The 13865-nt window shown below is 70.7% G+C and carries 11 protein-coding genes; 7 read left to right on the top strand and 4 right to left on the bottom strand.

The window, feature by feature from the left end; genetic code table 11:
• Positions 1–21 precede the first annotated feature (21 nt).
• Entirely contained in the window at positions 22–1470 is a 1449-nt protein-coding gene (locus ABR738_RS26035) for a cellulase family glycosylhydrolase (protein ID WP_350232372.1), read from the bottom strand.
• A 108-nt stretch (positions 1471–1578) separates the two neighbouring features.
• Here ABR738_RS26035 and ABR738_RS26030 point away from each other — a divergent pair, with 108 nt between their 5' ends.
• The 3 genes from ABR738_RS26030 (at position 1579) to ABR738_RS26020 (ending at position 4594) form a co-directional block, all read left to right on the top strand.
• Complete coding sequence (locus tag ABR738_RS26030) at positions 1579–2142, top strand: hypothetical protein (protein ID WP_350232371.1); 564 nt, start codon at positions 1579–1581, stop codon at positions 2140–2142.
• 765 nt (positions 2143–2907) lie between these two features.
• Positions 2908–4119, top strand: coding sequence for a pyridoxal phosphate-dependent aminotransferase (locus tag ABR738_RS26025; RefSeq protein WP_350232370.1), 1212 nt, complete (start codon positions 2908–2910; stop codon positions 4117–4119).
• Positions 4120–4207: 88 nt separating this feature from the next.
• Positions 4208–4594 (top strand): SCO4983 family protein, encoded by a 387-nt coding sequence (locus tag ABR738_RS26020; RefSeq protein ID WP_350232369.1) that lies wholly within the window; start codon positions 4208–4210, stop codon positions 4592–4594.
• Positions 4595–4912: 318 nt separating this feature from the next.
• On the opposite strand, the gene ABR738_RS26015 is transcribed toward ABR738_RS26020, so the two are convergent.
• Entirely contained in the window at positions 4913–6736 is a 1824-nt protein-coding gene (locus ABR738_RS26015; protein WP_350232368.1) for a phosphoenolpyruvate carboxykinase (GTP), read from the bottom strand.
• 298 nt (positions 6737–7034) lie between these two features.
• On the opposite strand from ABR738_RS26015, the gene trhA reads away from it, so the two are divergent.
• From trhA to ABR738_RS26000, 3 genes are all read left to right on the top strand, one after another.
• A complete protein-coding gene (gene trhA / locus ABR738_RS26010; protein ID WP_502964141.1) occupies positions 7035–7715 on the top strand; it encodes a PAQR family membrane homeostasis protein TrhA in 681 nt (226 codons plus the stop codon).
• A gap of 201 nt (positions 7716–7916) precedes the next feature.
• Positions 7917–9119, top strand: a complete 1203-nt coding sequence (locus ABR738_RS26005) for an enoyl-[acyl-carrier-protein] reductase FabV (RefSeq protein WP_350232366.1) — start codon at positions 7917–7919, stop codon at positions 9117–9119.
• Positions 9116–9793 (top strand): TetR/AcrR family transcriptional regulator, encoded by a 678-nt coding sequence (locus ABR738_RS26000; protein WP_502964140.1) that lies wholly within the window; start codon positions 9116–9118, stop codon positions 9791–9793. The genes ABR738_RS26005 and ABR738_RS26000 overlap by 4 nt, the downstream gene beginning before the upstream one ends.
• A gap of 87 nt (positions 9794–9880) precedes the next feature.
• Here ABR738_RS26000 and ABR738_RS25995 read toward each other — a convergent pair whose 3' ends face one another.
• Both ABR738_RS25995 and ABR738_RS25990 read right to left on the bottom strand, forming a co-directional pair.
• Entirely contained in the window at positions 9881–11902 is a 2022-nt protein-coding gene (locus ABR738_RS25995; protein ID WP_350232364.1) for a thioredoxin domain-containing protein, read from the bottom strand.
• Positions 11903–11948: 46 nt separating this feature from the next.
• Positions 11949–12095: a hypothetical protein gene (locus ABR738_RS25990; protein WP_350232363.1), complete on the bottom strand. Its 147-nt coding sequence runs from the start codon at positions 12093–12095 to the stop codon at positions 11949–11951.
• A 580-nt stretch (positions 12096–12675) separates the two neighbouring features.
• Here ABR738_RS25990 and ABR738_RS25985 point away from each other — a divergent pair.
• Positions 12676–13566 (top strand): hypothetical protein, encoded by an 891-nt coding sequence (locus ABR738_RS25985; RefSeq protein ID WP_350232362.1) that lies wholly within the window; start codon positions 12676–12678, stop codon positions 13564–13566.
• Positions 13567–13865: the final 299 nt, after the last annotated feature.

The raw sequence follows: 13865 nt of genomic DNA, 5'->3' as shown, positions 1-13865 counted from the left end.
GTTCCCGCTCCCGCCCGGCCCTCACGCGCCCGGACGGATCCGCACCGAGACCTCCCCTGGGCCGTCGGGCGGTGAAGTGATGTGCAGGACACGCGAGTTCGGGTCCCACCGGCCCCGCTCGGCGCCCGTGACCACGCCGCCTTCGGGGAAGAACCGGGCCGGCAGATGGACCTCGGTGTCGCCGCGCACGCCGGCCTGGGGCCGCCAGCGCAGCGACAGGGTGCGGCTCGCCTCGTCCCAGCCGTAGGCGACCGGGTCCCCCGCGATCGCCCTGGGCTCCGGGCGGTCGAGGACCGGGAGAAGAGGAGTGGGGCGCAGGCTCTGGTCCCAAGGGGCCCAGGATCCGGGGTCGTTGGACCAGTACGCGGTGCCCGCGCCCATGGCGTCGGCCAGGGCCCGCACCTTCTCCACGTACCGCAGGGCGCCGGGCAGGGCGATGTCGAGGCCGTACTCGCCGATCAGGACGGGCGCGCCGAGCCGTCTCGCGGTCTTCTCGGTCTGCTCGCGCCAGGACGCGAGCGTGCGGTCCACCCACTTTCCCGCGTCGCCGGTGTAGCCGCCGCCGAGGTCCATGGGGAGGGGGTAGAGGTGCGGCGCGTACGCGATGCGGGCCCGCTCGCCGGAGCCGCGCGGGTCGGGGAGGTAGGGAAGTGCGCTCGGCAGGCCCCAGTTGGCGCTGACCGCCTCGGGCTCCACGAAGATCCAGGAGTCGTGGTCGACGGCGCGGACGGCGGCGATGGTCTGGCGGTAGAGGGCGGCGAGCGGTCCCGCCTCGAAGGCGGGGCCCTGCACGCTACCGCCGAAGGGCTCGTTCATCAGGTCGTAGCCGAGCACGGCCGGATCGTCGGCGAACCGCGCGGCGACGTGCGCCCAGGCCGCCGCGTAGTGCGCCCGCAGGTCGCGGCCGGCCCGGCGGGTGCCCCAGAAGTGGTCGAAGGCGCGTACGGTGCCGGGCTCGACGTAAGTGAGCTCCCACGGGTCGCGGGCGGCGACCGGGAGCCCGTCGGACTCGGTCGCCCAGGCGGGCGCGCCGTTGCCCTTGACGGCGGGGCCGTAGACGTCCTGGTGCAGATCGAGCATGACGTGGAAGCCGCGCGCCCCGTACCAGCGCACGCGCTCGGCGACCCGGTCGAGATAGCCGTCGTCGTAGCGGCCCGGGCTCGGCTCGACGGTGCGCCACTGGATGAGCAGGCGTACGAAGTCGGAGCCGAGCTCGTCCGCCTCGCGGCCAACGTCCGCCTCCGTGATCCACGGCAGGCCGTCCGGGCGGGACTTGGCGTTGCTCGCGGTGTTGAGCCCGGTCAGGACGAGCGCGCGGCCCTGGTCGTCGGTGATCCAGCGGTGGCCGGTGGCCGTGTGCGCGGGGGCCGCGCTCGGGGGGCCGGCCGCCATCAGGAGGGCGACGGCCAGTGCCGTCGCCGTGGCCGCCGTCGCCCATCTCGTCGCCCGTGGCGTCACCCGTAGCCGCATGGCCGGACTCTAGGGGCTCGGCGTTCCGCCCAACACCCCTGCTCACAGCCATAGTTGAGAAATGTTCAGCATCTTCTCACCGGGCGTCCCATGGTCTAGGGTCCGGCCATGCGTCCGGCGATGCGTCTGCCCAGAACCGCTCCGGCGGTGGTCGCGGTGGGCGGGGTCTGCCTGCTGCTCACGCTGCTTTTCGGGCTCACCCCGGTCCTGACCGCGCTCACCGCGCACGCGGGCGTTGCCCTGGTGCCGAGCGCGCTCGGGGCGCCCCTGGCCCTGCCGCCGCTGCGGGCGGTGCCGTTGGGGGGTACGGGTCCGGTCCAGTTGCTCTGCGAGGACTTCGCGGCGGTGGTCCTGGTGACGGCGGCGACGCTGCGGATGCGCCGGCATGTACGGACGCGCCCGGCGGCGGGGTGGGCGCGCCGGGCGCTGGCGGGGTGGTCCGCGCTGGTCGTGGGTGGTGGGGTGTCCGGGGTGTGGCGGGGTCTTGTCGCCGCGCGGCTGGTGGACGCGGGGGTCCTGGGGTGGGTTCTGTACGGGGTGGCCGGGGCGGTGTCCGGTGCGGTCTGGGCCACCGCCCTGGGCTGGCTCCCGGCCCTGGCCACGACCCTGTCCGCGCGTCGGAATCCGGTCCCCTTCCGCTTGCGGACCGCGCGTGGTCGGGTGCGGCCCTAGCGGGGTCGGTGCTGGCCCGGCGGGTTGGCCTGCGGGCCATGCGTGGCTGAGCGCGCAGTTCCCCGCGCCCCTGACAGGGTCCATGCTGGCCCGCATCGGCAACCTCAGCCTGTCCGGCGCCCGAGGACATGCCTGGACCCCGGCTGCGGACCATGCTGGGCTGGGCGCGCCCTTCAGGCGCGAACGGGGTCTGGGGCGGAGCCCCAGGGACCTCGGCTGCGGACCGCGGTCGCTCCTCGCGCAGTTCCCCGCGCCCCTGGCAGGGCCGGTACTGGCCCGCATCGGCAACCCCAGCCCGTCCTGGGGGTCCCCCCTGGCCCTCGGCCTTGGGGGAGATTGAGGACGAGCGCCCTTCAGGCGCGAACGGGGTCTGGGGCGGAGCCCGAGGAGGCCCGGCTGCCGACCGTGCTGGGCTGAGCGCGCAGTTCCCCGCGCCCCTGGCAGGGTCGGCGCTGGCCCGCATCGGCATAGTTGGCCCGCGCCCCCCGCCAGGGTCGGCGCCGGCCCGCATCGGCATAGTTGGCCCGCGCCCCTGGCAGGGCTGGTGCCGGCCCGCATCGGCATAGTTGGCCCGCGCCCCCGGCAGGGCCCGCGTGGGGAAAGTCTCAGTTCTCGTAATCCAAGCCCCGCCAGGGCCCCGCGGCGTGCATTCCCCGGCGCCACCCACCCACCCGCATTGCGATGGAAGCCACCGGCCCCGCACCCCCACCCACCCGGCCCCAAATCCCGAGGCACCCCGTGAAACCCGCCCGTAAGGTGGCCGTCATGCAGGTGATCCAGTCGACGAAGCTCGCCAATGTCTGTTACGAGATCCGGGGCCCGGTGCTCGAAGAGGCCATGCGCCTCGAAGCGCAGGGCCACCGCATCCTCAAGCTGAACACCGGCAACCCCGCGGCGTTCGGTTTCGAGTGCCCGCCGGAGATCCTGGAGGACATCCTCCGCAACCTGTCGGGCGCGCACGGCTACGGAGACGCGAAGGGCCTGCTGTCCGCGCGGCGCGCGGTGATGCAGCATTACCAGACCAAGGGCGTGGAGCTGGACGTCGAGGACGTCTACATCGGCAACGGCGTCTCCGAGCTCATCCAGATGTCGATGCAGGCGCTGCTCGACGACGGCGACGAGGTGCTGGTCCCCGCCCCGGACTACCCGCTGTGGACCGCCTCCGTCTCGCTCGCCGGCGGCACCGCGGTGCACTACCGCTGCGACGAGCAGTCCGACTGGATGCCGGACCTCGCCGACATCGAGCGCAAGGTCACCGACCGCACCAAGGCCATCGTCATCATCAACCCGAACAACCCCACGGGCGCGGTGTACGACGACGAGATGCTGCGCGGCCTGACCGAGATCGCCCGCCGCCACAACCTGGTCGTCTGCTCGGACGAGATCTACGACCGCATCCTCTTCGACGGCGCCACCCACACCCCGACCGCCGTGATCGCCCCCGACCTGATGGTGCTCACCTTCAACGGGCTCTCGAAGAACTACCGGGTGGCCGGCTACCGCTCGGGCTGGCTCGCGGTGTGCGGGCCGAAGGCCCACGCGTCCTCGTACATCGAGGGCCTGACGATCCTGGCGAACATGCGCCTGTGCGCGAACATGCCGTCGCAGCACGCGGTGGCCACCGCGCTCGGCGGCCGGCAGTCCATCGAGCAGCTGGTGCTGCCCGGCGGCCGCCTCCTGGAGCAGCGGGACACGGCGTACGACCTGCTCACCCAGATCCCCGGGGTGACCTGCGTGAAGCCCAAGGGCGCGCTGTATCTCTTCCCGCGCCTCGACCCGGACGTCTACAAGATCAAGGACGACCGCCAGATGGTCCTCGACCTGCTCAGGGCCGAGAAGATCATGGTCGTCCACGGCAGCGGCTTCAACTGGCCCGAGCCCGATCACTTCCGGATCGTGACGCTGCCGGCGGCCAAGGACCTGGCGGACGCGGTGACGCGGATCGGGAAGTTCCTGGAGGGCTACGGCCAGATGTGACCGGCCCGGCCCCGCATCTGGGCCCGGCTCAACTTTAGACAGAATCTAAGCTAGGATGGCTTCCTGAAACGTTCAGGAGGCCATTCCCATGTACGAGCCGATCCGCACCAAGTCGGTCCACAGCACGATGGCCGCCGACAGTGAGCGCGTCCCGCACCGCTCCCGCGAGGAGGAGCTGGACATCCAGCTCGCCGGCCACCTCTCCGCGCTGCTCGCCGTCACCGACGAACTCGGGCTCACCGAGGCCGGGGACGCGATCGCGCGCCAGGTCGCCCGGCTGCGCGGCGGACTGCCGCCGGTGCGCCACGCGGGCCTGAGCGGCGCCGACACCAAGGCCCTGCACACCCGCGCGCACGCGCTCGCGGGCCGCGCCCTGGTCGTCGCCGCCTCGCGCGCCGACACCGCCTCGGCGATCCTGGCCGCCGAGCGCATGGACGCCCACGCCGAGGCCCGCGCCCTCACCGCCGCCTCCTGAGCGGCCCCCCGATCGGCCCCGGTCCGCGCGCCGCACAGGTACGCGGACCGGGCGCCTCTCACACCGGGCGTACCCCGCGAGCGTCGCGCGCGTACGCCCGCGAGCGTCACCGTACGTACGCCCCAGCCGTCACCGCACGCGAAAACGGCCGGCCCCCGGAGCCGTGAGGGGGCTCCGGGGGCCGGCCGAGGCGCGGCGGGTCACGTGTGACCCCACAGGTCAGGGCGGAAGCCGAACCGACCCGCCGCTCACACCTCCGGCCCGGCCGTGCCAGGACAGGCGGCCGGCCAGGACCGGAGGGGGTTTCGAAGGGCCGGTTCAGCCGAGGCGGGAGACCAGCGCGCGGTACTGGTCCCACAGCTCCTTGGGCGCGTGGTCCCCGAAGGTGTTCAGGTGCTCGGGGATCAGCGCCGCCTCCTCGCGCCAGACCTCCTTGTCGACCTTGAGCAGGAACTCCAGGTCGGCCTCCGGCAGGTCGAGCCCGTCGGTGTCGAGGGATTCCTTCGTCGGCAGGATGCCGATCGGGGTCTCGACGCCCTCGGCCCTGCCTTCCAGGCGCTCCACGATCCACTTCAGGACGCGGCTGTTCTCGCCGAAGCCGGGCCACACGAACTTGCCCGCGTCGTTCTTGCGGAACCAGTTGACGTAGTAGATCTTCGGCAGCTTCGCGGCGTCCGCCTTCGCGCCGACCTTGACCCAGTGGGCCATGTAGTCGCCCATGTTGTAGCCGCAGAACGGCAGCATCGCGAAGGGGTCGCGGCGCAGCTCGCCGACCTTGCCCTCGGCGGCGGCGGTCTTCTCGGATGCGACGTTGGCACCGAGGAAGACACCGTGGTTCCAGTCGAAGGACTCGGTGACCAGCGGCACCGCGGAGGCGCGGCGGCCGCCGAAGAGGATGGCCGAGATCGGCACGCCCTTGGGGTCCTCCCACTCCGGCGCGATGGTCGGGCACTGCCCGGCCGGCACGGTGAAGCGGGCGTTGGGGTGGGCGGCGGGGGTGTCGGACGCGGGCGTCCAGTCGTTGCCCTTCCAGTCCGTCAGGTGCGCGGGCGCCGTCTCGGTCATGCCCTCCCACCAGACGTCTCCGTCGTCGGTGAGCGCGACGTTGGTGAAGACGGAGTTGCCCCACAGCGTCTTCATGGCGTTGGCGTTGGTGTGCTCGCCGGTGCCGGGCGCGACGCCGAAGAAGCCGGCCTCGGGGTTGATCGCGTACAGCTGGCCGTCCTCGCCGAAGCGCATCCAGGCGATGTCGTCACCGATGGTCTCGACCTTCCAGCCCGGGACCGTCGGCTCCAGCATGGCCAGGTTGGTCTTGCCGCAGGCGCTCGGGAACGCGGCGGCGACGTACTTGGCCTCGCCGTTCGGCGGGGTCAGCTTGAGGACGAGCATGTGCTCGGCGAGCCAGCCCTCGTCGCGCGCCATGACGGAGGCGATGCGCAGCGCGTAGCACTTCTTGCCGAGCAGGGCGTTGCCGCCGTAGCCCGAGCCGTAGGACCAGATCTCGCGCGACTCGGGGAAGTGCGAGATGTACTTGGTGGTGTTGCAGGGCCACGGCACGTCGGCCTCGCCGTCGGCGAGCGGGGCGCCCAGGGTGTGGACGGCCTTCACGAAGAAGCCGTCGGTGCCGAGCTCGTCCAGGACGCGCTGTCCCATGCGGGTCATGGTGCGCATCGACACGGCGACGTACGCGGAGTCGGTGATCTCGACGCCGATCGCGGACAGCGGCGAGCCGACCGGGCCCATGCAGAACGGCACGACGTACATCGTGCGGCCGCGCATCGAACCGCGGAAGACGCCCTGCTCGCCCGTGAAGATGGCCTTCATCTCGGCGGGGGCCTTCCAGTGGTTGGTCGGGCCCGCGTCCTCCTCCTTCTCGGAGCAGATGAAGGTGCGGTCCTCGACCCGGGCGACGTCACGCGGGTCGGACGCGGCGTAGTAGGAGTTGGGGCGCTTGGCCTCGTCCAGTTTCCTGAACGTGCCCTTGGCGACGAGCTCCCCGCACAGGCGCTCGTACTCGGCCTCGGATCCGTCGCACCAGACCACGTTGTCGGGCTGGGTCAGTTCCGCGATCTCGTTGACCCACGAGATCAGTTCCTGGTGCTTGGTGGGGACAGAGAGGGGAGCCGCGATATCGCGCGCCACGATCGCTCCTAGATGAGGTCTTCGGGAGGGTTTGACGAACTACTTCATTGCCGCCCCGTGGGGGCTGCGACCCGGATGCTTGACCCCGTGGATCCTCTTGGCGCTCATCCGGTGCCGACCGCACTCATCTGATCTTCCGCGTCGTTCGCCCATATGTCCAGGGGGCCTCTCACGTGAGCATCACCACTTACCGCCTTCTTAACTGCCATTTGCCGTTCACTTACCCGTCGGCCCCAAGACGCTCCGCGACGGCCGGTACCTATCCGTAACTTACGGGGCCGTAGGTAGCATGCGGACCATGACTGATCAGGTGACGGCCCATGTGATCGACCCGGTGACACAGATGGTGAAACCGAAGATGCGCGGCTGGCTGCATGCCGGGATGTTCCCGGCCGCGCTGATCGCGGGACTGGTGCTGACCGCGTGCGCGGGGTCCACCAAGGCCCGGATAGCCTGCGGGATCTTCGCCCTCACCGCGTGCCTGCTCTTCGGCGTCAGCGGTCTCTACCACCGGGGCAACTGGGGCCCACGCGGTGAGGCGATCCTGCGCCGCCTGGACCACGCCAACATCTTCCTCATCATCGCGGGCACCTACACCCCGCTGACGCTTCTCCTGCTGCCCGCCTCAACCGGCCGGGTCCTGCTGTGGTCGATCTGGGCGGCCGCTCTGGCGGGCATCGCCTTCCGGGTCTTCTGGATCGGCGCCCCGCGCTGGCTCTACACCCCCTGCTACCTCGCGATGGGCTGGGCCGCGGTCTTCTTCCTGCCCGACTTCATGCGGGCCGGCGGCGTCGCGGTGCTCGTCCTGGTCGTCGTGGGCGGCCTCCTCTACAGCGCGGGCGGCGTCATCTACGGCCTCAAGCGCCCCAACCCCTCACCGCGCTTCTTCGGCTTCCACGAGGTCTTCCACTCGCTGACGCTGGCCGCGTTCGTCGTGCACTACGTGGGCATCTCGATCGTGGCGTACCAGCACGGCTGAGGCTCCGGCAGGGGGGCGTCGGGCGTCAATGCCGGAAGGCGACAAGTGGCGGGCGGTTTCTCCGTACCGCGCTCGTCACAGCCGCTCCCCCGGGCGTCGTTACGATCATGAAGGCGCCCGCCGGGAGCGGGGCCCGGCGGTGTGCGCGCGGGTGTACGTCACCTTCTCGCCACCCGGCCCTCCAAGGAAAGACCTCATCTCGTGAGCCTCCGCCAGATCGACCCGAAGCAGCGCGGCCTTTTGATCGTCAACGCCCACCCCGTGGGGGCCGCCGAGACGGTCACCCGCATGTGGGAGCGGATCCCCGCCCGCCCCGGCGGCACGAGTCCCGTGGTGCTGCTGCTCGGGCACAGCGCGGGCTACGGCCTGGCCACGCTCCTGACGGGGCTGCGCGGGCACGGCATCCGGGGCGTCGGCGTCGCCTTCGAGGCGCCGGAGACCGAGCGGCGCACCGCGAGCGCCGGCTGGTACCGCACCGCCGCTGCGGCCCGCCTCGTCCAGGAGGGCGGCCACGACTTCGTGTTCGTCAACGCCGACGCCTTCTCCGAGCAGGGCAAGGCGCAGGTCCTCGACCTGGTGGAGAAGCGGTACGGGCCGGTCGACCACCTCATCTACAGCCTGGCCGCGCCCCGGCGCACCGACCCGGCCACCGGCACCGTCCACCACTCGGTGATCAAGCCCATCGGCCGTCCCTACGAAGCCCCCGCGCTCGACTTCTCCGAGGCCACGCCGCGCGTGAGCAGCGTCCGCCTCGAACCCGCGACGCCCGCCGAACGGCACGCAACCGAGCAGGTCATGGGCGGCGCGGACTGGCGCCTGTGGGTCGAGGCGCTGGCCGAACGCGCCCTGCTGGCCGACGGTTTCACCACTGCGGCGCTGACCTACATCGGCTCCGAACTGACCGCCCCCATCTACCGGCAGGGCACCATCGGCGCCGCGAAGGAACACCTGGAGCGCACGGCGGGCGAGCTCACCGCGGGCGTTCTGGCGGGCCGGGGCCGGGCGTTCACCGTCGCCGCGGGCGCCGCCGTCACTCAGGCGTCGAGCGCCATCCCCTCCATCGCCCTCTACACCACGTTCCTGCGCGCCGTCCTCGGCGAGGACTTCCGTACCACCACCGAGCAGGCCCAGGACCCTTGGGACCAGCTCACCGGGGCGGCCCCGCTGGTCACGGACGGCGAGGGACGCATCCGCCTCGACGGCTGGGAACTCGACGAGCACGTCCAGGACCGCGTCCGCGCCCTGTGGTCCGACCCCCGGACGGGCCTCACGCGCGCGACCGCCGGCGCCGAGTGGTTCATGGGCCAGATCCGCGAGCTGTACGGGTGGGGCGTGCCGGGCGTCGACTACGCCGCCCCGGCCGAGACCACGGCCCCCTGGCCCCTGGCCCTTGGCGGACAATGACCGTCATGGCCGCCACCTCCCGCCCCCGCTCCCCCGCCGCCGACCGGGGCGGGTCCCTCGCCCCGGGCGCGGAGAGCCGCGTTCAGTCTCAACTGAGCCTGCGGGAGCGCAAGAAGATCAAGACCCGTGCCGGGATCCGCCGCGCCACGTACCGGCTGATCGCGGCGCACGGGTACGAGGCCACGACCGTCGAGCAGATCGCGCAGGAGGCGGAGGTGTCGCCCTCGACGGTGTTCCGCTACTTCCCGGCCAAGGAGGACATCGTCCTCACCGACGAGTTCGACCAGGTCCTGCTGCGGGAGCTGCGCGCCCGGCCGGCCGAGGAGGCTCCCCTCGACTCCCTGCGGTACGTGATCACGGAGGCGGCCCGCATCGCGCTGCTGCACGCCCGCGAGGAGACGGTGCAGCGTACGCGGCTGATCGCCCAGGTGCCGGCGTTGCGGGCCCGGGTGATGGAGTCGGTGGCGCGGACGGGCCGCCTGCTGTGCGGGGTGCTGGCCGAGCGGGCGGGGCGGGTGGAGGCGGACCTGGAGGTCCGGGTGTTCGCGATGGCGGTGCTGGGGGCGTTGCACGAGGCGTCGGTGTACTGGGCGGAGCGGGACCACGAGGACGACCTCCTGGACCTCGTCGCCCGCACGATGACCGTCCTGTCCAGCGGCCTGCCCCCGACGTAGCGCGCCGCGCCCCCGGCCACTCGGCGCCGGCCCGCCCGCACAAGCGGGGTCAGGACAACCCGGCGGGGTCAGGACAGCCCGTCGGACTCAGGTCAGCGCGTCCGCCAAGGCGTCCGGGGCCGTCACCGGAGCGTCGCACGTGAAGCGCCGGCACACGTACGCCGCCGGCGCGCCGTCCACCAACGGCCGCCCCGCGAGCAGCGGGAACTCCGCGTCCCCCGGCGCCCCCACCGCCACCACCGCTCCCGGCGCGGCCGAAAGCAGTGCCGTGCGGTGCAACGCTCCCGTCCGAGGATCCGTGGGCGCCCCCACCACCGCGACCTCGCGGGGCCCGTCCAGCGCCGCCTCGGCCGCCGCGAGCCCCCACCCGATGAACCGGGGCGCCCGTGGCCCGAGCGCCCGCACCACCCCGAGCGCCCCTTCCGCCGCCTCCCGGTGCGCCGAGGAGCCGGTGTGCGCCGCGTAGGAGAGCAGGGCCGAGGCCGCCGCCGTCCACCCCGAGGGCGTGGCGTTGTCGGTCGGGTCCTGCGGGCGCCGGATCAGCCGCTCCGCGTCGTGCGCGGTGTCGTACAGGACGCCCTGCTCACCGGCGAACTGGTCGAGCACGATGTCGAGCAGGAACCCGGCGAATTCCAGCCAGACCCCCTCGCCGGTCACCCCGGCCAGCGCGAGGAAGCCCTCGGCGACGTCGGCGTAGTCCTCCAACACCCCGCTGTTCGCGCCGACTTGGCCGTCCTTGGACGTACGGGCGAGCCGCGCGTGGTCGTCCAGGTGGACCCGTACGAGAACGTCCGCCGCCTCGGTGGCGCGCTCGACCAGGTCCGGGCGGTCCAGGAGCGCGCCGGTCTCGGCGAGCGCGGCGATGGCCAGACCGTTCCAGGCCGCGACGAGCTTGTCGTCCCGCCCGGGCCGCGCCCGCAGCTCCCGCGCCGCCAGAAGCCGGTCACGCGCGGAGCCGGGCAACTCGCCTGCCTCGGCGGGGAGTTGGAGGACGGAGGCGCCCTCCTCGAACGTGCCTTCCGGCGTCACCCCGTAGTGCCGCGCCGCCGCCTCACCGTCCCGCTCGCCCAGCACCTCGGTGAGCTGTGCGGGCGTCCACACATAGAACGCGCCCTCCACATGGTGTCCGCCGCCGTCATCGCTGTCGGCGTCGAGCGCGGAGGCGTACCCGCCCTCGTTGGTGCGCAGCTCGCGGACCATGAAGTCGGCGGTCTCCAGGGCGACGCGGCGCGCCAGGTCCGAGCCGGTGACCCGCCACAGGTGCGTGTACACCCGGCACAGCAGGGCGTTGTCGTAGAGCATCTTCTCGAAGTGCGGCACCAGCGTGGCGTGCGGGCGGGGGCGCAGCACATAGCGGTGGAAGCCGCCGCCGATCTGGTCGTAGAGGCTGGAGCGGGCCATGGTCTCGCACATGCCCTCGGCCATTTCGAGGGCCGCCTCCGAGCCGGTCCGCGCGTGGTGGCGCAGCAAAAACTCGATCACCATGCCCGGCGGGAACTTGGTGTCGCCCCCGCCGAGCCAGCCGCTGGCCGGGTCGTACTCGCGGGTGATCCCGAGCAGCGCCTGCGCCAGCTCCTCCTCGCCGGGCAGCCCGCCCGCGCCGTGGTCGAGTTCGCGGGAGGCCAGATCGCGAGTGATCTTCTCGGCGACCTCGGTCACCTCCTCGCGCCGGCCCGCCCACGCGCTCTGGACGCCTTCGAGCACCTGCCGGAAGGAGGGCATGCCGTGCCGGGGCTCGGGCGGGAAGTACGTACCGAAGTAGAAGGGCTCGCCGTCCGGGGTCATGAACACGGACATGGGCCACCCGCCCCGCCCGGTCGCCGCCTGCACCGCCTCCATGTAGACCGCGTCCACATCGGGCCGCTCCTCGCGGTCCACCTTGATGTTCACGAAGTGCTCGTTCATATAGGCCGCGGTGGCCTCGTCCTCGAACGACTCGTGCGCCATGACATGGCACCAGTGACAGGAGCTGTACCCGACACTCAAAAACACCGGCACCCCCCGCCGCCTCGCGTCCGCGAACGCTTCGTCTCCCCAGGGCCACCAGTCCACCGGGTTGGCGGCGTGCTGGAGGAGGTAGGGCGACTGGGAGTCTGCCAGTCGGTTCATCCTTCCACTCTCGCACAATCAAGGACTCCATCCTGCCCCTACACGCTCAGAGGAGGAGTTGAAGCAAGGCAACCGTTACTCCCGCCAAGCTCAGAAACGTCACGCCGGCGGCTTTCACACTGGCCGAACGCTCATGGCCGAGCACGCTCCACAGGAGACCAGCACCGACAGCAATGATGATCACGAAGACCATGCAAACGAGCACCATAAGGAGCTTGAACTCGCGGGCCAACTTCCAGACCCTTCTCGCTACTTGGAGGACAGTCGGCCAGCTCATAGGACAATGACGACCAACCACCCTCTCGGGCGTACTCCGGCAGCCCTCCGGCAGTGCCGGACGACTTCCACCGGCCCAGCCCTTCGGTGACGCCAAGGCGATGGATCCCACCAGATGTGCCGGACATGAGCGCCATGCATGCCACGCCCCGCCCTAGCCACAACAGTGGGTAACCGTAAGGCGACAGTATGCCATCGCAAAGTGCGTGCACATCTCAGCCCACCCAAGCCTCAGGCACGGCTCTCCCCGTGGCCCAGCAGTCGCCACGCGCCGGCGTCCATAGGGACACTCATACGCAGGTCCCGCTACACAGAAAGAGCTTCCGCGGCACCCAGGGCCACACTCACCAGCCTGGACGTTCTGGACTGACGAAACCAAGTCAACGCCAGAGATAGCTCGAGCAAAACATTGCACTCGATGGTCAACTATCGAGCATTTTCGATGAAATGTGATCGGATGACCAGGAGGGGCTGAAACTCGCGTCACACTGGGCAATATGACCACCACTCGGCGTACCGCCTCCCAAGAAGCTCCCCTCACGTCGGGCATCGTCAGCATCTCGCCGTCCCTGGCCGCAGAGATGCTCACGCGAAACCGCGATAACCGCCCCCTGGACAAAGGCCGAGTAGCGCATCTTCGGGAGGCGATCCTTCGGGGCGAATGGCTCGTCAGCCATCAAGGCATCGCATTTTCGGGATCCTGGTCCGACGGTCGCCTCTTGGACGGGCAACATCGCCTCGAAGCCATCCGTCAATCAGGCCAGACGGTCTCACTATTCGTGTTCGAGAACGTTCCCGTCGAGACATTCTCGGTCATGGATACCGGCCGTTCTCGCACAGCATCGACCGTCCTCGCCATGCAAGGCGAGCATGACGCGGCACTCATGGCTGCCGCCATTCGCCATATTCATCTCTTCAACACCATGCCCGACACCGAATGGAAGGGGCACTCCTCTCGTCTCACCAACGCCCAGGTACTCGCCTTCCTGGAGGCGAATCGGGAGAAGGTCGCGACTGCCTGCGGAATCGCGCGGCTCATGAGCAAGGAACGCCTTATCATTCCCACTGCTGCGGCGGTTGGTTATTACACCACGCACGAGGCGTCACCCGGCGTCGACCAGGATTCATGGGTGAAGGGCGTGACAACCGGCGCTAACCTCTCCCCGGGAGATCCTCGGCTGGCTCTTCGCAATGCACTGATCTCTCTTGGCACAGGCACCAGCGGACGCCGCCGGAGCGATTCACGCGGACAACTCGGCCTCTACCTCAAAGCATGGAATGCCTGGGTCCTCCAGAAACCCGTCAAACAGCTTCGGTTTCAGCGCGGAGAGAAGATGCCGCAGCCCGTTCATGTACTTCCTGAGGGCAGCTCAGCCTCTCAGAAATAGAGACAGAGCCTTCAGCGTCAAGCCGCCGAACTATGACCCCTCTGGGAGCTCACCTTCGTCATGCACAGGGGCCAGGACATACGATGTGCGAGCACGGCCTACCAAAAGGTGCCTGCGGCAGATGTCCATACGAAAGCACAGCCCAGATCATGCCACTGGCGGCGGAAAGCACGACTCCGATCGTGTATCTGGCGGCCGTGATCAGCATGCATGCGTTGGTCGCGTGCGGGGATCGTGCAGGGCGCTGCTTGGACGAGATAGTCCATTTGCGCAGCTCGGCCTCGCGTCCATGGTCGGGG

This window comes from Streptomyces sp. Edi4, assembly GCF_040253615.1.
Classification (GTDB): domain Bacteria; phylum Actinomycetota; class Actinomycetes; order Streptomycetales; family Streptomycetaceae; genus Streptomyces.
This window is presented reverse-complemented; position numbering and strand designations above follow the sequence as displayed.